Origin of the sequence: Brevibacillus choshinensis (assembly GCF_016811915.1) — a bacterium.
Taxonomy (GTDB): Bacteria; Bacillota; Bacilli; order Brevibacillales; family Brevibacillaceae; genus Brevibacillus; species Brevibacillus choshinensis_A.
The window spans coordinates 2,145,001-2,161,964 of the sequence record NZ_CP069127.1 but is presented as its reverse complement, the minus strand read 5'-3'; the positions used below and the strand labels follow the sequence as shown (position 1 = coordinate 2,161,964).

Below are 16,964 nucleotides of genomic sequence, written 5' to 3'. Positions count from 1 at the left end.
TTTTCATGACTTTTCCTCTTTTACTTCTTGATGACCACTAATTTCATCTCGGTCAGCTCTTCGATGGCGTATTTCACGCCTTCACGTCCCATCCCGCTTTCCTTGACGCCGCCATACGGCATGTGATCCACGCGGAAGGTCGGAATATCGTTGATCATGACCCCCCCGACATGCAGCTCGTCGGCAGCCTGCAGCGCGAGTCCCAGATTGCTCGTGTATAAGCCTGCTTGCAAGCCATAGCGTGAATCATTGACCAGCTCAATCGCTTCCTGGACGGACTCTACAGCGTTAATGAGAACGACCGGACCAAAAACTTCCTGGCAGGATACTTTTGCATCCGCCGGAACTCCTGTCAGCACTGTCGGCTGCAGCATGCGATCGACCACTTCGCCACCGCATTCTACACGTGCTCCGTGCAGCTTGGCTTCCTCGATCCACGACACTGCGCGCTCTGTCTCTCGCGGGCTGATCATTGCGGAATAATCAGCATCCTCCGACAAGGAGTCTCCTCCTCGCAGCTTCTTGGTCTCCGCGACGAACTTGCTCACGAATTCCTCAAAGCGTTCTTTTATCACATAAATGCGTTGCACGGAAATGCACACCTGACCAGAGTAGGCAAATGCACCGAAAATGCAGCGCGGAATCACTTCGTCGAGATTCACATCCCGATCGATGATGACTGCCGAATTGGAACCGAGCTCCAACGTGACGCGCTTCAGCCCTGCCCGGTTGCGAATATCGATCCCCACTGCGGGGCTTCCTGTAAAGGTCAACGCCTTTACTCGAGGATCCTTCACCAAAAGGTCTCCCACAGTCGCTCCGCTGCCTGTCACGACGTTCAAGGCACCGGCAGGCACTCCAGCCTGCTCTGCCACCTCAGCCAGGAAAAAGGCCGATAGAGGGGTCTGTGACGCTGGCTTCAGCACAACGGCGTTGCCCGCTGCGAGAGCTGGCCCTACTTTGTGGGCAACCAGGTTCATCGGGAAGTTAAACGGCGTAATCGCTCCGACTACCCCAAGCGGTTCGCGGACCGTGTACGCCAGTCTGCCTTCTCCACCGATGGCCGCATCCAGCGGGAGTGTTTCTCCGTGGACGCGCTTTGCCTCTTCGGCTGCGAACTTGTAGGTCTGAATGGTGCGGATGACCTCGCCGCGCGCAGTTTTGATGGGCTTTCCCGCTTCCAACGCGATGATCCTGGCTGCTTCCTCCAGTCGCTCATCCATGATGTGCGCGATTTTTTCCAGAATGGCTGCCCGCTGATAGGCAGGCATTTTCCACATGACAGCGGTCGCTTCCTCCGCTGCGGCAATCGCCGCTTTTACGGTTTCTGGATCTGCTTGCGGGATTTGAGCAATTTCTTCACCGCTGTATGGAGAATACAAGGGGGCATAGGCAGCGGCTTCAACCCACTGCCCTCCAATAAAGCATGCTTTCTTCATGGCCATCTCCTCCGTCCGTTAGCGATTCGGTGTGCAAAGCTCAGCCAACACACTCTCCAGCACGTTCAAGCCCTCTTCCAGCTGCTCGTCGGTAATGACCAGCGGGGATAGAATGCGGATCACGTTGCTGTAAAGCCCCGCGGACATGACAACGATCCCATTTTGGTAGCAAGCCTGAACGATTTTTGCTGTCAGCTCTTTATTCGGTTCCTTGCTTGCTTTGTCCTTCACGAGCTCGATCCCGCACATCGCGCCTAGACCGCGCGCATCGCCCACCTCGGCAAATTGCTGCTTGAACTGCTCGAATCGTTTGAGAATGGTGTCGCCAATGGTCTTCGCCCGCTCCAAGAAGCCATCCTGCTCCATCATTTCGATGACCTTCAGCGCCGCCACGCAACCGAGAGGACTGCCGCCGTACGTTCCGCCGATTTCACCCGGATTCGGAGCATCCATGATTTCGGCGCGTCCTGTCACCGCACTGATCGGCATGCCGGCTCCGAGAGACTTGGACATGGTAATGATGTCGGGCACGACGTCGTAATGCTCCATCGCAAACATTTTGCCTGTGCGTCCAAAGCCGGTCTGCACTTCATCCGCGATCAGGAGAATGCCGTACTTGTCGCAAATGGCCCTTACACCCTGCACGAAGGTTTTCGAAGGGGCTACAAATCCGCCTTCTCCTTGGACCGGTTCCATGATGATCGCCGCCACGTTGTCCGCAGCCACTTCGGCGAGGAAGAAGTCTTCGAAACGACGCAGCACTTCCGCATCCGTCTCCTCGGGAGAAGCACCGTACGGAGAACGATAGTAGTAAGGGTAGGTCATTTTGTACGTGTCAGGCGCAAACGGACCGAACTCATATTTGTAAGGGCGGACTTTGCTCGTCAGCGACATGGCGAGCAGCGTGCGTCCATGGAAGCCTCGCTCGAACGAGATGATGGCTTTGCGTCCTGTGTATTTGCGGGCGATTTTCACCGCATTTTCCACAGCCTCTGCCCCGCTGTTCAGGAAGAACGTCTTCTTCGCGTGGTCCCCCGGCGTAATCTGATTCAATTTTTCAGCGAGCTTCACATACGGCTCATACATCATGACGTGGAAGCAGGTGTGTATGTATTGATCCAGCTGTTCTTTGAGCGCTTCCACCACCGCCGGCGGGCAGTGCCCAGCATTAATCGATCCGATGGCACCTGCAAAGTCAATAAACGTATTGCCATCAATATCTGTCAGCAGCGCCCCCTCGGCCTTGGCCACAAACGCTGGTGTGGTATTGGACGGTCCGCGCGGCACATTCGCCTCTTTTTTCGCGAGCATTTCTTGTGATTTGGGACCTGGTACTGCCGTTTTCAATTGGATGAATTTGGTCGTGATCGGACTCATGGAAAACCCTCTCCTTCTCGTTTTAGTTCGTTGTATCAGCGACTCCGCACCATTCCATCAGCGTCAGGGCAAAGATCTCGGCACATCGCAGCACGTCGTCCAGCACAATGTATTCATTCGGGTAATGCGCAACCTGCGTAACCCCAGGCCCTACCACAATCGCAGGTGTATCTGCCAAAGCGGTCAAAAGCCCACCATCCGTACCCCACGGCGATGCCTCCACAACGGCACGGTCGCCTGTCACCTGCACGAATTGGCGCTGCAGAATCTCCATCAGCGGATGATCTTCCGCTACGGCTCCCGGTACCCACCTCGCTCCGTACCATTCCAGTTCCACTGGTGCCTCTGCGAACCAAGGGTCTACCTCCGCCAGAGCTTTCAGGGCAGCTGCCATCTCTGCCTTGGCATCCTCCATTTGTTCACCCGGTGCGACTCCCATGCGTCCTTCCAATTTGACCAGATCCGCTACAGAGGACGGCCATTTTCCCCCTTCAATCACGCCGATGTTGATTGGGATTGGGATTGGCAGCTTTTCATACAGCGGATCGTCCAGGCGATCGTTGCGTTCCTTTTCCAGACGGCCGATCGCCTGCACCACTGCCAAGCTTTTTTCGATCGCGCTCACGCCTTCATAGCGAGTCCCTCCGTGGGCCGAACGTCCTTTGACAGTCAGGCGGAACCACATGGACCCTTGCTGCTTCGGGAAGATCTTCATGTTCGTCGGTTCAGGAATGAGTGCTGCATCGGCCTTGTAGCCACGCAGGATCGTCGCCAGCGTGCCTGCTCCCCCGCTCTCTTCTTCTACGACACTTTGGAAAATGACGTCGCCTTTCAGCTTTACCCCTAGTTTCTGCAGCACCGAAACAGCCAGAAGGGAAGAAAGGTTTCCCCCTTTCATGTCCGTAGCGCCGCGTCCGTACAGCTTGCCATCCTCCACCTTGCCGCTGAAAGGATCATCGCTCCATTGGGCGCTGTCCCCTGCCGGAACCACGTCCACGTGTCCATTCAGAATGATGGAGCGACCTTCCCCAGAGCCTTTCCATACCCCGACTACATTTGGACTGCCTGCAAACTCCTGCCGCGGGGAAACAAAATACGGATGCTTCAGAAGTTCCTCGCCTTCCATCACCCACAAATCAACACTTGCTCCCATTGCATCCAATGTTTTGGCGATGCTTGTCTGGATGGATTCTTCTGCGCCTTGGACGCTTGGATTTTTTACCCAGTCTTGCAGCAGTGCGACTGCTTCTTCCCGATCCTTCTCTAACTGTTCCCGTATGAGAGATTGCCAGTTTGCCATGCTCTTCCTCCTGACTCGTGGATATTTGGTTTTGAAGCGGCTTATCGAAATACGCCTACCTCGCCGTCCATTTTCAGCTCCGCCTCCGTCGCTCCGATGACATCCGCCACGCAGTACGGATACATGACCTCCCGCAGGTAGAGGCCGTCTGGCATGACCTGCATGACAGCCATATCGGTGATGATCCAATCTGCGGCCCCCTTCGCCGTCAATGGCAGCGAGCATTCCCTGACGATTTTGGAGCGTCCATTCTTATCGAGATGAGTGGTGACGACCATGACCTTTTTCGCTTTTTGCGCGAGCTCCATGGCTCCGCCCATCCCCGGCACTCGTTTGCCCGGTACGATCCAGTTGGCGATATCCCCGCTCTGACTGACCTCAAGCACCCCGAGAATCGTCATATCCAGCAGTCCGCGGCGGATGATGGCAAAGGCAGTCGCACTGTCAAAGAAAGAAGCCCCTGTCGCAAGCGTGACCGGAAAACCGCCCGCATTGCAGAGCATCGGGTTTTCCTCCCCTTTTTTCGGGCTTGGTCCCGTGCCCATGATCCCGTTCTCCGCATGAAACATGACCCGGACGTCAGAAGGGATAAAATCGGCTACCATCGTGGGAATTCCGATCCCCAGATTGATGATCATCCCATCCTCGACTTCCATGGCAGCTCGCCTCGCGATCCGTTCTCGATAGGTCTCTGTTTCTTTTACTTCTCCCATGCCCATTGCCAGTTCACCCCTTCACTTTGCACGATAAAGTTGATGAATACGCCGGGCGTGACGATCTCCTCCGGTGACAGCTCGCCGATTTCGACGATTTCATCCGCTTCCACGATGGTGATATCCCCTGCCATTGCCACCAGCGGGTTAAAATTCCGTGCGCTTGTATCGAATACCAGATTGCCAAAGCGATCTGCCTTCTTCGCGTGGACAATCGACACCTCGGCCGTGAGCGGCGTTTCCAGCAGGAACTCCCTTCCGTTCAGCACGACTTTCTGCTTGCCTTTTTCCGCGATCGTCCCGATGCCGACGTCAGACAAGATCCCGCCCAAGCCTACTCCTCCTGCACGTACGCGCTCCGCGAGGATTCCCTGGGGGCAAAACTCAACCTCCAGCTCACCTGCCGTCATTTGCGCTCCTGCGTTGGGGTTTGAGCCAATATGGGAAGCAATCACTTTTTTGACTCGCTTCTCTGTCACCAGCTTGCCGATCCCAATGTGTGGAAAGGCTGTGTCGTTACTGATCAGCGTCAGATCCCGCACTCCTTTTTCCAGGATGCCTTGGATCAGGGAAGGAGGATTGCCGACCCCGCCGAATCCTCCCGCCATGAGTGTCATCCCATCGTGGAAATGAGTCAGCGCTTCCTCCATGGAGATCACTTTTTCAAATCGGTTGGTCACGAGCTCTCTCTCCTCTCTATCCGATCAGGGCCTTCTCTTGCAGCTCCTGCTGTACGCTTTCGATCGCTGCTTTTAGCAGGCTGATCAGCTCGTCAATCTGCTCTTTCGTGATCGTCAGCGGCGGTGCCAGAATCACGCTGTCACCTGCGACCCCTTCGATCCCACCCACTGCTGGGTAGACCAACAGCCCTTTTTCAAATGCCTTGGCGATGACCTTCCCGCTCACATTTTCGGACAGGGCGAATGGTTCCTTGGTTTGCTTGTTCTTCACGAATTCCAAGCCGCACAGCATGCCTAATCCTCGTGCGTCACCGACCAGCGGCAACTCAGTTGCGAGCTCCTGGAGGCGTTGCAGCAAATAGGCTCCTTGCTCAGCAGACTTTTCGATTAACTGGTGTTTTTCTACATAGTTCAGGACAGCGAGCGACACGGCCGCAGACTGCGGATTTGCACTGTACGTGTGTCCTGCCATGATCAGGCCGCTGCCATTCGCGATCGTCTCGATGATTTCCTCCGAAACGATGGTAGCGGCCATCGGGGTGTATCCTGAGCTCATGCCTTTCCCCAGCGTGATCATGTCAGGAACGACGCCCCAATGATCGACGCCGAATGCTTTTCCGGTACGCCCTATGCCCGTCATGACCTCGTCGGCGATAAAGAGCACATCGTACTTGTCGCAAATTTCACGGATGCGCTGGAAGTAGCCATCTGGCGGTACGACAGCGCCTGCAGTGGCTCCGATGACCGGCTCCGCGATGAAGGCCGCGACTTGATCCGGTCCGACGCGGAGAATAGCCGTCTCCAATTCGTTGGCACACGCAAGTCCATACTCTTCCAGGCTCATTCCCTCCGGCTTGCGGTACGGATATGGCCCTGTAATTGCCGGATAGTCCTCCAAGAGCGGAACAAACCGTTTGCGGCGCAGCACGTGTCCGGACATGGAGAGCGCTCCCATGGTGATTCCGTGGTAGCTCATCCAGCGGGAAATGATGCGGCTCTTGGTCGGCTTTCCTCTTTCCTGCCAGTATTGAATCGCAATTTTTTGAGCGGTCTCTGTCGCTTCCGACCCGCTGCTGACGAAGAACGTCCAATTCAGGGAACCAGGCGCCCACTCTGCCAGCTTGGCACCCAGCTTTTCTACGGCGTCACTGCTAAAGTGTGAGCGGTAGGCAAAGGACACTTCCTTGGCTTGCGCGTACATGGCTTCCACGACTTCGTCCACCGCATGGCCGATGCTCACCGTGACTGCGCCGCTGCACCCGTCGATGTATTGTTTGCCCTCTGTGTCGTAGAGGTAAATTCCTTTTCCGTGAGAGATCACCGGATAGTTCTTACCCAGCTCAGGCTTGATTACATAACTTCTTTCCATTGTCGCCACCTCGCTTTTCTCTACCTTCATCGTAGCTGACTGAGCAGCCGTAGCCATCCGACGAGCTGGCAAAAAAACATGGAAAAGTGACAAAATCTTTTGTACATTTTGTATAAAGAACTTTTTGTGGAGGGATCGCTGATGACGATTTCGATTCGGGAGGCCCTTCAACTGCCGGATATGGTGCAGACGAGATTGATCGCCGGGGCTGGCGGCTTGGATAACCCCATCCGCTGGGTCACCATCGTAGAAGTGCTGGAGGATACGTCCAGGCTGCAGGAAGGCGAATTTCTCATTACGACAGGCTTTGGTCTTGCTGACAATTCAGAGCGCCTCGCTTCTTTCATCCCGTCCTTAGCCAGTCGAAAATTGAGCGGGGTCGCCATTCATACCGGCTTTTATTTGCGAGAGATCCCAGCCGCTTTTATCGAGATGGCAGATCACCTGCAGCTGCCACTGATTGAAATACCAGCGGAAATCAACTTTTCCACCATCACGAAAGCGATTTTGCAGCCGATCGTCAACCGCCAATTTGAGACGCTCGCCTATTCGCAGGCCATTCACAACCGCATGATTGAAGCCGCTCTCTCCAAGGGTGGTCTGCCAGCCATTACAGGAGAGCTTGCGACGCTTACCGGCGGTGCCGTCACCCTCATTGACGCCTTGGGTTTTGAAGTGACCCAGCATGGATCCACCGATCTTGCTGCCGATGCCTCCATGGAAAAAAGCGCCCATTCGATCCCGATACGCGCCAATCGTGAGCATTTTGGCACGCTGACGCTGGTCAAGGCCCAACAGACTTGGAAGGAGCTGGACGATGTAGCCCTTCAGCATGCCTCTACCTTGTGTGCATTGGAGTATGTAAAGGAAAGAGCGGTCTCCGCTACGGAATGGCGACTGAAGGGTGACTTTGTAGAGGAGCTGTTAAATGGAAAGCAAATGAGTCGAGCTGAACTGGAAAGCCGCTGCCGCATGCTGGGATACCCTCTGACGGGCGGACATCTGGTCGTCGCGCTGAAAGTAGATGTTCAAGACGAGGCAGCCCTCTATGAGCTTCATCAGAGTGCGATCATGCTGATGCGCAGACTGTGCGACAGGCAGCAGCGGTCGTATTTACTAAGGGAGAGGCCCCACTATTTACTCTTTGTTTTTCCGGACAACCGATCGATTCTGCAGCTGCTTTCACTGTTCGCGCAGCGCTGGGAACAGCTTCACCCCAGCTTTTCTTTGCACCTGGCCATGAGCAATCCTCGCTTGCATCTGGAAGATGTGGCTGCGGCTTCCGAGGAGGCTTTTTTCGCCCTGCAGGCTTACCCCTTGCTCGCGACGGCGCCGGACATGCTCCGCTATCATGACATGCAGGGCTATCAATTCCTGTTTCCGTACCATCGCAGTCAGGAGTCCCTCTCGGCGCTGTGGAAGCCCTTGCTGGACCCGCTGATCGGCTACGACAAGAAGCACAACCAGCAGCTGCTGGAGACGCTGGAGGTCTATTTGCAGCAAAACGGGAACGGGCTGCAAGCGTCACAAGCGTTATATATTCACCGTCACACGCTGAAATACCGATTAACGCAGATTGAAGAAAAAACGGGCTACCGCCTGGAGGATGCCCACCAGCGCTGGCAGCTGCAATTGGCCCTGATGGCCCGCCGTCTCCAGAAGCAGTTGTATCCCTCTCAGGCGTAGCCCTACTCCCACGTGGAGCGCAGTGGTTTCACCCAGATGTTCATATCCTCGAACCCGGAAAAAATCGTGCAATTATTGATCAATCTCCCTCGGTACTCATAGCCCATCTTGGACGCCGTCACGTTCATGCCAGGAGATTGCGCTCTCGTCAATGTGTACAGGAAGTAGATGCCCGACTCCTCCATCTTGCGTTCCAGCGCGCTGAACAGCGGTTGGAGGAGTCCCTTTCCGGCGTGATCCGGATGAGTGGCGCAGTCCGTCATCTCGGCAGAGCCCATCCGTTCACTGACTTCGGCAGAGGCGGCGCAAGCGATCTTTCCTTCGTGCTCTACGACCATGTACCGAGTCCCCTCGTCCATCGTCTTGCAGATGTACGCTGGATCATCCATTGGCGTCGGATACGTCGCAAACACCAAGCCGTACAGCTGTGCCAGCTCTTGTGCATCAGTCTGATCTGCCTCTCGCATGGCATAACCTGCAGGCAATGGCTTTTCTTCCCCATTTCCCTTTTTACTGAGACTCACTGCCAATATTTCTTCTGCGAGCGCTGGGGCCACTGATGTCGCGCGTTCCTCCGTCAAGTAGGAGGAGAGCATCTGCGCATTTTCCCCGTGAAAGAAGCCATCAATCACTCCTTCCCGGCGATACCCCAGCGCAAGCCACTTTTCCACATCCGCTTTTTTCCCGTATACGATCAGCTTGGTCGCATCTGATTCACGGGCAAGCTTTCTCATCACCTGATCCAGTTCCGTGATTTGGCTAGGATCGTATACGTGCAGTTTCACGCGCCGGTTTTGTTCATCGACGATCAAATCGCCCGCCGACAGCATTTCATCCACCTTTATCATGCAGGCATTCCCCTTTCCTACCGTTTTACTCATTGTAGCAAAAACAGCTTTTTCGTCATCTGCCAATCTGTACAAAACAAAGGCTCTCTGGACAGATGATACAAGAGATTTGCACGAGATAGGTATTCGAGGAGAGCCATTTGTACCCTGCGCTCATAGAATGATAGAAGCTAGTGCTCCATCTGGGAAGGAGGGTGTCGCCCGTGAGCTTGGGTTCCAACAATGCCGTATTGATCTTGGTGCTTTTTATCCTCCTCGTGATCGTACTGGCCAGCATCGGGTAAAGATGACTTCGCCCCTCGTCCACGGTAGTATTGGGGGGCTTTTTACATATGCATGTAATATGTGACTTACGTCTGTGAAGGGAGGAAGCTCACGTGGCCCCACTCATTTACGCCCATCGCGGTGCTTCTGGCCTTTTTCCGGAAAACACCATGGAATCCTTCTATGCTGCCGTCAGACGCCGCGCCAATGGCATTGAGCTCGATGTGCAGCTGACTCGTGATGACAAACTCGTCGTTATCCACGATCATACGCTGGACCGTACGACTACGGGCTCCGGTCTCGTTCGTCGGCATACGATGCAGGAGCTGAAGCAGCTGCGTGCAGATCGCGGCTCCCGTTTTTCCAAAGCGAGAATACCTACTCTGCGCGAAGTGTTCCAGGCATTTTCCGATACGCCACTGCGCTTCATCATTGAATTGAAAAACTTCCTGTCGGATCAGCCTGACCTCGAGGAGCGTGTCATCGAACTGATCAGGCGTTATCATCTGACGGAGCGTACCATTATCTCCTCGTTTAACTTCGACAGCTTGCTGCACATCAAGAAGCTGGACCCTTCCCAAACCACCGGACTTCTATATGTGGGGCCAATGCCCAGGCCATGGGAAGTCGCGCTTCGCTACCAGGCCGATCAGCTCCATGTTCCCGTTGACCAGCTAACCGCAGATGTCATCGACGCATCACACCGCCATGATCTGACCGTGCTCGGCTGGACCGTGAATAGTACGCAGGAAATCGAAGCAGCTCTGGATAACGGCGTCGACGGGTTGATTACCAATTACCCCGGCCGTGCCAGAAAAATATTGCGCGCCCGCTCATGACCCTCATCATGCGAAAGGGAGCCTCCTTAGCGGGGCTCCCTTTTTCCTGCATGGCTAGCGTTACCTTGTTTGCGGAACGTAAAACTTGCCTTGCCAGGTGTTGCGATTTTTCAGCTCAGCATTGATACCGTTGAGCACTTCCCATTTTTTCCGGCTCCACATCGGACCGATCAGCAAATCAGACGGTCCGTCTCCTGTGATGCGATGCACAATCATCTCAGGTGGGAGGATTTCCAGAGAGTCCACGACCAGCTTGGTGTATTCCTCTTGCGACAAAAAGTCCAACAGACCAGCTTCGTATTGTTTGACCATCGGCGTCTTGCGCAGCAGATGCAGCAAGTGAATTTTAATGCCTTGCACATCCAGGTGCGCGACGGCGTTCGCCGTTTGCATCATTTCCTCATGCGTTTCCCCCGGCAATCCGTAGATGATGTGGGAGCAGATGCGGATGTTGTGCTTTCGCAGCTTTTCCACTGCTTGCAGATAGCACTCGTAGTCGTGAGCGCGATTGATCAGCTGAGCGGTATGCTCATGGATCGTTTGCAGGCCCAGCTCCACCCAAAGGTACGTACGCTCATTCAATTCAGCCAAGTACTCCACCACGTCATCCGGCAAGCAGTCCGGACGAGTCGCGATCGAAAGCCCTACCACGCCTTCTTGCTTGAGAATCACTTCGTACATGTCACGCAGCTCTTCTACAGGTGCATACGTGTTGGTGTAGGCTTGGAAGAAACCAAGGTATTTGGCATTCGGCCATTTTTCGTGCATGCGGTTCTTGACGTCGTGGAATTGGTGCTCCAGATCCATTCGACGATCGCCTGCAAAATCACCTGAACCCCTCGCACTGCAAAATGTGCAGCCGCCGGTTGCGACCTTCCCATCCCGATTCGGGCAGCTGAATCCGCCGTCCAATGGTACCTTGAAGATCTTTTCATGGAAAGTGTTTCGCAGGTGGTAATTCCATGTATGATATCGTTTATCGCCCCACAGCAGCGGGGTCTCGTTATGGCAAGCATCTGGTGCAAACGACATTGCTGTTTTCCTCCTCGTGGCGTACTCCCTGTCGTCCGCCACTCTCTTACAAGCAGCCGCATCCAGCGTTCATCAGGCTGCGCGGATAATTCCCTTTCAATCCAATCATTATACCAAATTCGAAGCGCTTGCTGCCACTTTGAAAAACAGGAAAACCACAGGTTTCCCTGTGGTTTTTACAGTTGTGTCCGTTATTGCTGGATCTCCTCGATCCGAATCGCACGAGTGTGAGACGTGTGGCTCCACACCTGGTTCTTCTTCGTGAAGAAGGCGTAGAACATGATCGGGAGCCAGGTCAGGAAAAAGAACGGGAGCAAGAGAATTCCCAAATACCCCTTGAGAGGCACCTTTTCCAGATAAAGAGCCAGGAACGGCAGCAAGTAGAAGATCGCCGTCGAGGTATATACTAACCAGCTTGGCAAAATGGTTGCGGCAGGCATAAGCATGTCGATTTCAAAGAAGCGGCCCAGGAACAGCAGGGACATGAACGTAACGATCAGCACGTACATCGGCTGGAACAGGTAGAAAGCTGCATCCAGCATGCCCAAGCGCCCTTTCGTGATCCCGTTTTTCAAGACAGAGCCGATATAGCGTCCTGCAACATCGTAGTGACCTTGCATCCAGCGCAGACGTTGGCGCATGGAGGATTTCAGATCAATCGGCTTTTCATCCCAAACCTTGGTGTCATGTGCCCATGTTGGGTAAATACCACGTTCGATACAGCGAGTGGCGAACTCCAGGTCCTCTGTCAAGCTGGTAGCTCCCCAGCCCATTTCCTTGAGCAGGGTGCTCTCGATGCAAAGTCCGGTTCCGCCGAGTGTGTTCGGCAATCCCAGGTTATGTCGAGCCAGTTGCCACATCCGGTTGGTAAACCAGTATGTAACGGCATAAGACAGAGTAATCCAGGAATCAAACGGGTTTTTCGAATCAAGGTAGCCTTGAATGACGCGCGCGCCTTTGCAAAGTCGGTCATTCATCACACGCAGAAAGTTCTTTTCCACCAGATTGTCGGCGTCAAACATGACGACTGCGTCGTACTGCTGCGGTCTTGCCCAAAGATTTTCAAGCATCCATTCGATCCCGAAGCCTTTTCCTCGCTTGGACGTGTCAAAGCGCTCGCATGCGTAAGCGCCATGAGCACGGCTGATCTCCGCTGTGTTGTCCGTACAGTTGTCACAAATGACAAAGATATCGTACTTCTCACGTGGATAATCCAGCTTCTTCAGGTTTTCAATCAAGGGTGCGATAACCGCACTCTCATTGTGTGCGGCGATGAGAACCGCAAACGTTTTTTCTGGCTCGTGTGTGACTTGTTCTTTTTTACGGAACAACCCTGCACACGAGATCAGAGTTTGGTACGTGCTGATTACACCTACCGTAGAACTAAATCCGATGAATAATCCCTCAATGATCTCTCTAAATACACTCATGGGTTCTTCTCCTCGATCTAAATCAGATTTGGGTCAGATCCGAATTTAGATAGTGTTTTTCCAAAATTTCTCTATTGTTTTTCTCTCAATTGGGAGTGTACATCAAATGCGATTCATTAGCAATGACCCAAAAGTGGGAAAAAGAAGGCACTGCTATCACCTTTCCCACCTTTCTTTCTTTCTATTCGACATCCCACGACAGTGAGCAGAAAAAAAAGCCTTCGTTACAAAAGGCTTCTATTTTTTATTTTCACTAAAAAATTTTGGTGACCCGTAGGGGATTCGAACCCCTGTATGACAGCGTGAAAGGCTGCTGTGTTAAACCGCTTCACCAACGGGCCGATTTCCATTTTTTGGTGCGGTCGGCGAGACTCGAACTCGCACGGGTCGCCCCGCCACCCCCTCAAGATGGTGTGTCTGCCAATTCCACCACGACCGCATTTGCGCTGAGACAAACTTTTTTCCAGTTCCCTCGCAATCACGTTCTTGAGTATACACAATACAAAATCGCAAGTCAATACGATTTTTCTGCGCCAAATCACCCATTTTTTTGAGCATTCCTGACGATTTTTCAACAAATTTCTTCATTAATATATGGTTGTCGATATGAGACTATTTTTGTCTCACGATTCTTTCTTCCAGGGACTCGTTCTTTGCGAAAATGGCTCTATTCGCCATTTTATGCATGCGGGAAATCCATACATATTTTCGCATGCCGCAAGACAATTTAGTAAGAGTACCCTCATTTCCTCAGGCCGACCCTTCATCTAATACTCAGGAGGCGAACCACAATGATCCCTGATGACATTAAGCTCCTTTTGCACGATATCCGGTTGATCGGCGGCGGGATGAAGATCTATGAGCATCCTGACGACTGGCAGCTGATCCGCAACCTCCTCGGGGATCAGCAAGAGGTCGATTTGAGCGACGCTACTCCCGAGTTTTGGGATTCAATCCGTCATTCGCTGGCAGAGGTCAAGCAAACTGCTTTCGAGCGTTCAGAGAAGCGTTATTTGCATGGTCTCTACTATTCCAATCCCTTCAACTAATCCCTGAAACCTCCTACTCTTTCCAAGAAGAAACAGAAGGAGGTTTTTGGTATTTTGGGCAATAAAAAAAGCTGAATCCACAAATCATGGATTCAGCTATCATTTATCTTTACAGAACCAGAGCGTCCCAGGAGAGATTCGAACTCCCGACCGACGGCTTAGAAGGCCGTTGCTCTATCCAGCTGAGCTACTGGGACACAGAATGGAGGGAGTACCCGGATTTGAACCGGGGGTGAAGGTTTTGCAGACCCGTGCCTTACCACTTGGCTATACTCCCACATAAATGGGGCGATCGATGGGACTTGAACCCACGAGTGCCGGAGCCACAATCCGGTGCGTTAACCCCTTCGCCACGACCGCCATCGTAGAAACCATACACCTTTTGGCAGGGGCAGTAGGAATTGAACCCACACCAAAGGTTTTGGAGACCTTCGTTCTACCTTTAAACTATGCCCCTTTGGTAGCGGTGGAGGGAATCGAACCCCCGACCTTTCGGGTATGAACCGAACGCTCTAACCAGCTGAGCTACGCCGCCATATGTAAAATGGCGGAGAGTGAGGGATTCGAACCCTCGCTACGCTTGCGCATACTAACGGTTTAGCAAACCGTCCCCTTCGGCCTCTTGGGTAACTCTCCGCGATGCTATGCACCTTCAAAACTGGATCTGCATGTTTGCTAAGAGTGTGTGGATAAGTCCTCGACCGATTAGTATTCGTCAGCTCCACGTGTTACCACGCTTCCACACCGAACCTATCAACCTCATCGTCTATGAGGGGTCTTACCAGCTTGCGCTGTGGGAAGTCTCATCTTGGAGGGGGCTTCACGCTTAGATGCTTTCAGCGCTTATCCCGTCCGCACATAGCTACCCAGCTGTGCCACTGGCGTGACAACTGGTGCACCAGCGGTGCGTCCATCCCGGTCCTCTCGTACTAAGGACAGCTCTCCTCAAACTTCCTACGCCCGCGACAGATAGGGACCGAACTGTCTCACGACGTTCTGAACCCAGCTCGCGTACCGCTTTAATGGGCGAACAGCCCAACCCTTGGGACCTACTTCAGCCCCAGGATGCGATGAGCCGACATCGAGGTGCCAAACCTCCCCGTCGATGTGGACTCTTGGGGGAGATAAGCCTGTTATCCCCAGGGTAGCTTTTATCCGTTGAGCGATGGCCCTTCCATGCGGAACCACCGGATCACTAAGCCCGACTTTCGTCCCTGCTCGACTTGTAGGTCTCGCAGTCAAGCTCCCTTCTGCCTTTACACTCTACGAATGATTTCCGACCATTCTGAGGGAACCTTTGGGCGCCTCCGTTACCTTTTGGGAGGCGACCGCCCCAGTCAAACTGCCCACCTGGCATGGTCCTCTCGCCCGATAAGGGCGACGAGTTAGAAACTCCGTACATCAAGGGTGGTATCCCACCGACAGCTCCACAGAGGCTGGCGCCCCTGCTTCTCAGCTTCCCACCTATCCTGTACATGATGCACAAAGTTCCAATACCAGGCTACAGTAAAGCTCCATGGGGTCTTTCCGTCTTGTCGCGGGTAACCTGCATCTTCACAGGTATTATGATTTCACCGGGTCTCTTGCCGAGACAGCGCCCAAGTCGTTACGCCTTTCGTGCGGGTCGGAACTTACCCGACAAGGAATTTCGCTACCTTAGGACCGTTATAGTTACGGCCGCCGTTTACTGGGGCTTCGGTTCAAAGCTTCGCTTGCGCTAACCCATCCCCTTAACCTTCCAGCACCGGGCAGGCGTCAGCCCCTATACTTCGCCTTGCGGCTTCGCAGAGACCTGTGTTTTTGCTAAACAGTCGCTTGGGCCTTTTCACTGCGGCCCCCTCGGGCTATAAACCCTACCGGGGCGCCCCTTCTCCCGAAGTTACGGGGCCATTTTGCCGAGTTCCTTAGCAAGAGTTATCCCGCGCACCTTAGGATTCTCTCCTCGCCTACCTGTGTCGGTTTGCGGTACGGGCACCTTATTCCTCGCTAGACGCTTTTCTTGGCAGTGTGAAATCAGGGACTTCGGTACTTACATTTCCCTCGCCATCACAGCTTGCCCTTACGGTGTGCGGATTTGCCTACACACCAGGCTTACTGCTTGGACGGCCATCCAGTAGGCCGCTCACCCTATCCTCCTGCGTCACGCCATTGCTCAAGCGGAACAGAGGTGGTACAGGAATATCAACCTGTTGTCCATCGCCTACGCCTTTCGGCCTCAGCTTAGGTCCCGACTAACCCTGGGAGGACGAGCCTTCCCCAGGAACCCTTAGGCTTTCGGTGGACAAGATTCTCACTTGTCTTTTCGCTACTTACACCGGCATTCTCACTTCCAAGCGCTCCACCGCTCTTTCCAGTACGGCTTCACTGCTGCTTGGAACGCTCCCCTACCCAGTCCGTCTGGACTGCCATAGCTTCGGTGATACGTTTAGCCCCGTTACATTTTCCGCGCAGAGTCACTCGACCAGTGAGCTATTACGCACTCTTTAAATGGTGGCTGCTTCTAAGCCAACATCCTGGTTGTCTGGGCAACTCCACATCGTTTCCCACTTAACGTATACTTGGGGACCTTAGCTGATGGTCTGGGCTGTTTCCCTTTTGACGATGGATCTTAGCACTCACCGTCTGACTCCCGGACATAAGTCATTGGCATTCGGAGTTTGACTGAGTTCGGTAACCCGATGAGGGCCCCTAGCCCAATCAGTGCTCTACCTCCAAGACTCTAAATTCCGAGGCTAGCCCTAAAGCTATTTCGGGGAGAACCAGCTATCTCCGAGTTCGATTGGAATTTCACCGCTAGCCACACCTCATCCCCGCACTTTTCAACGTGCGTGGGTTCGGGCCTCCAGTAGGTGTTACCCTACCTTCACCCTGGACATGGCTAGATCACACGGTTTCGGGTCTACGGCAGCGTACTATCGCCCTATTCAGACTCGCTTTC

13 protein-coding genes, 8 tRNA genes and 1 rRNA gene (1 of these 22 running past the window's edge) are annotated in these 16,964 nt (G+C 53.7%); 4 read left to right on the top strand and 18 right to left on the bottom strand.

All coding sequences use genetic code 11. From position 1 onward, the window contains the following. Positions 1-20 precede the first annotated feature (20 nt). From JNE38_RS11060 to JNE38_RS11035, 6 genes are read right to left on the bottom strand one after another with little or no spacing between them, the layout of a single operon-like run. Positions 21-1,445 carry an aldehyde dehydrogenase family protein gene (locus JNE38_RS11060; protein ID WP_343071600.1) on the bottom strand — a complete coding sequence of 475 codons (1,425 nt, stop codon included), beginning with the start codon at positions 1,443-1,445 and terminating at the stop codon, positions 21-23. A gap of 12 nt (positions 1,446-1,457) precedes the next feature. After that, positions 1,458-2,816 (bottom strand): 4-aminobutyrate--2-oxoglutarate transaminase, encoded by a 1,359-nt coding sequence (gene gabT / locus JNE38_RS11055; protein ID WP_203356590.1) that lies wholly within the window; start codon positions 2,814-2,816, stop codon positions 1,458-1,460. A 22-nt stretch (positions 2,817-2,838) separates the two neighbouring features. Further along, a complete protein-coding gene (locus tag JNE38_RS11050; protein WP_203356589.1) occupies positions 2,839-4,116 on the bottom strand; it encodes a peptidase in 1,278 nt (425 codons plus the stop codon). Between the two features lie 41 nt (positions 4,117-4,157). Continuing rightward, a complete protein-coding gene (locus JNE38_RS11045) occupies positions 4,158-4,835 on the bottom strand; it encodes a 3-oxoacid CoA-transferase subunit B (RefSeq protein WP_203356588.1) in 678 nt (225 codons plus the stop codon). Next, positions 4,817-5,479: a 3-oxoacid CoA-transferase subunit A gene (locus JNE38_RS11040; RefSeq protein ID WP_203357508.1), complete on the bottom strand. Its 663-nt coding sequence runs from the start codon at positions 5,477-5,479 to the stop codon at positions 4,817-4,819. The genes JNE38_RS11045 and JNE38_RS11040 overlap by 19 nt, the downstream gene beginning before the upstream one ends. 46 nt (positions 5,480-5,525) lie before the next feature. Then, positions 5,526-6,878, bottom strand: coding sequence for an aspartate aminotransferase family protein (locus tag JNE38_RS11035; RefSeq protein WP_203356587.1), 1,353 nt, complete (start codon positions 6,876-6,878; stop codon positions 5,526-5,528). 141 nt (positions 6,879-7,019) lie between these two features. Between JNE38_RS11035 and JNE38_RS11030 the strand changes: the two genes are divergently transcribed. Further along, entirely contained in the window at positions 7,020-8,564 is a 1,545-nt protein-coding gene (locus JNE38_RS11030; RefSeq protein WP_203356586.1) for a PucR family transcriptional regulator, read from the top strand. 2 nt (positions 8,565-8,566) lie between these two features. Here JNE38_RS11030 and ablB read toward each other — a convergent pair whose 3' ends face one another. After that, complete coding sequence (ablB, locus tag JNE38_RS11025) at positions 8,567-9,412, bottom strand: putative beta-lysine N-acetyltransferase (protein ID WP_203356585.1); 846 nt, start codon at positions 9,410-9,412, stop codon at positions 8,567-8,569. 173 nt (positions 9,413-9,585) lie between these two features. On the opposite strand from ablB, the gene yjcZ reads away from it, so the two are divergent. Together yjcZ and JNE38_RS11015 are read left to right on the top strand one after the other, a co-directional pair. Next, positions 9,586-9,696 (top strand): sporulation protein YjcZ, encoded by a 111-nt coding sequence (gene yjcZ, locus JNE38_RS31135; protein ID WP_428993699.1) that lies wholly within the window; start codon positions 9,586-9,588, stop codon positions 9,694-9,696. 93 nt (positions 9,697-9,789) lie between these two features. Continuing rightward, positions 9,790-10,515: a glycerophosphodiester phosphodiesterase gene (locus tag JNE38_RS11015; protein ID WP_203356583.1), complete on the top strand. Its 726-nt coding sequence runs from the start codon at positions 9,790-9,792 to the stop codon at positions 10,513-10,515. A 60-nt stretch (positions 10,516-10,575) separates the two neighbouring features. Here JNE38_RS11015 and JNE38_RS11010 read toward each other — a convergent pair whose 3' ends face one another. The 4 genes from JNE38_RS11010 to JNE38_RS10995 form a co-directional block, all read right to left on the bottom strand. Beyond that, a complete protein-coding gene (locus tag JNE38_RS11010; RefSeq protein WP_203356582.1) occupies positions 10,576-11,547 on the bottom strand; it encodes a tRNA modification radical SAM protein MnmL/YtqA in 972 nt (323 codons plus the stop codon). A gap of 191 nt (positions 11,548-11,738) precedes the next feature. Continuing rightward, positions 11,739-12,977 (bottom strand): glycosyltransferase family 2 protein, encoded by a 1,239-nt coding sequence (locus tag JNE38_RS11005; protein WP_203356581.1) that lies wholly within the window; start codon positions 12,975-12,977, stop codon positions 11,739-11,741. A 264-nt stretch (positions 12,978-13,241) separates the two neighbouring features. Further along, positions 13,242-13,318, bottom strand: a tRNA-Glu gene (locus JNE38_RS11000). Positions 13,319-13,331: 13 nt separating this feature from the next. Then, positions 13,332-13,416, bottom strand: a tRNA-Leu gene (locus JNE38_RS10995). Positions 13,417-13,768: 352 nt separating this feature from the next. On the opposite strand from JNE38_RS10995, the gene JNE38_RS10990 reads away from it, so the two are divergent. Further along, entirely contained in the window at positions 13,769-14,026 is a 258-nt protein-coding gene (locus JNE38_RS10990) for a hypothetical protein (RefSeq protein ID WP_203356580.1), read from the top strand. Between the two features lie 123 nt (positions 14,027-14,149). On the opposite strand, the gene JNE38_RS10985 is transcribed toward JNE38_RS10990, so the two are convergent. The 7 genes from JNE38_RS10985 to JNE38_RS10955 form a co-directional block, all read right to left on the bottom strand. Then, positions 14,150-14,223 (bottom strand) — tRNA-Arg (locus JNE38_RS10985). A 6-nt stretch (positions 14,224-14,229) separates the two neighbouring features. Beyond that, positions 14,230-14,303 (bottom strand) — tRNA-Cys (locus tag JNE38_RS10980). Positions 14,304-14,310: 7 nt separating this feature from the next. Then, a tRNA-His gene (locus JNE38_RS10975) sits at positions 14,311-14,386 on the bottom strand. Positions 14,387-14,409: 23 nt separating this feature from the next. After that, positions 14,410-14,483: transfer RNA gene (locus JNE38_RS10970), tRNA-Trp, on the bottom strand. Position 14,484: 1 nt separating this feature from the next. After that, a tRNA-Met gene (locus JNE38_RS10965) sits at positions 14,485-14,561 on the bottom strand. 10 nt (positions 14,562-14,571) lie between these two features. Further along, a tRNA-Ser gene (locus JNE38_RS10960) sits at positions 14,572-14,662 on the bottom strand. 49 nt (positions 14,663-14,711) lie between these two features. Beyond that, positions 14,712-16,964, bottom strand: a 23S ribosomal RNA gene (locus JNE38_RS10955); it runs 675 nt beyond the window's last position.

Bases quoted from the DNA above. Each gene is read 5' to 3' on its own strand.
- JNE38_RS11060 (WP_343071600.1), bottom strand. From the start codon at position 1,445: ATGGCCATGAAGAAAGCATGCTTTATTGGAGGGCAGTGGGTTGAAGCC.
- gabT (WP_203356590.1), bottom strand. From the start codon at position 2,816: ATGAGTCCGATCACGACCAAATTCATCCAATTGAAAACGGCAGTACCA.
- JNE38_RS11050 (WP_203356589.1), bottom strand. From the start codon at position 4,116: ATGGCAAACTGGCAATCTCTCATACGGGAACAGTTAGAGAAGGATCGG.
- JNE38_RS11045 (WP_203356588.1), bottom strand. From the start codon at position 4,835: ATGGGCATGGGAGAAGTAAAAGAAACAGAGACCTATCGAGAACGGATC.
- JNE38_RS11040 (WP_203357508.1), bottom strand. From the start codon at position 5,479: ATGGAGGAAGCGCTGACTCATTTCCACGATGGGATGACACTCATGGCG.
- JNE38_RS11035 (WP_203356587.1), bottom strand. From the start codon at position 6,878: ATGGAAAGAAGTTATGTAATCAAGCCTGAGCTGGGTAAGAACTATCCG.
- JNE38_RS11030 (WP_203356586.1), top strand. From the start codon at position 7,020: ATGACGATTTCGATTCGGGAGGCCCTTCAACTGCCGGATATGGTGCAG.
- ablB (WP_203356585.1), bottom strand. From the start codon at position 9,412: ATGATAAAGGTGGATGAAATGCTGTCGGCGGGCGATTTGATCGTCGAT.
- JNE38_RS11010 (WP_203356582.1), bottom strand. From the start codon at position 11,547: ATGTCGTTTGCACCAGATGCTTGCCATAACGAGACCCCGCTGCTGTGG.
- JNE38_RS11005 (WP_203356581.1), bottom strand. From the start codon at position 12,977: ATGAGTGTATTTAGAGAGATCATTGAGGGATTATTCATCGGATTTAGT.
- JNE38_RS10990 (WP_203356580.1), top strand. From the start codon at position 13,769: ATGATCCCTGATGACATTAAGCTCCTTTTGCACGATATCCGGTTGATC.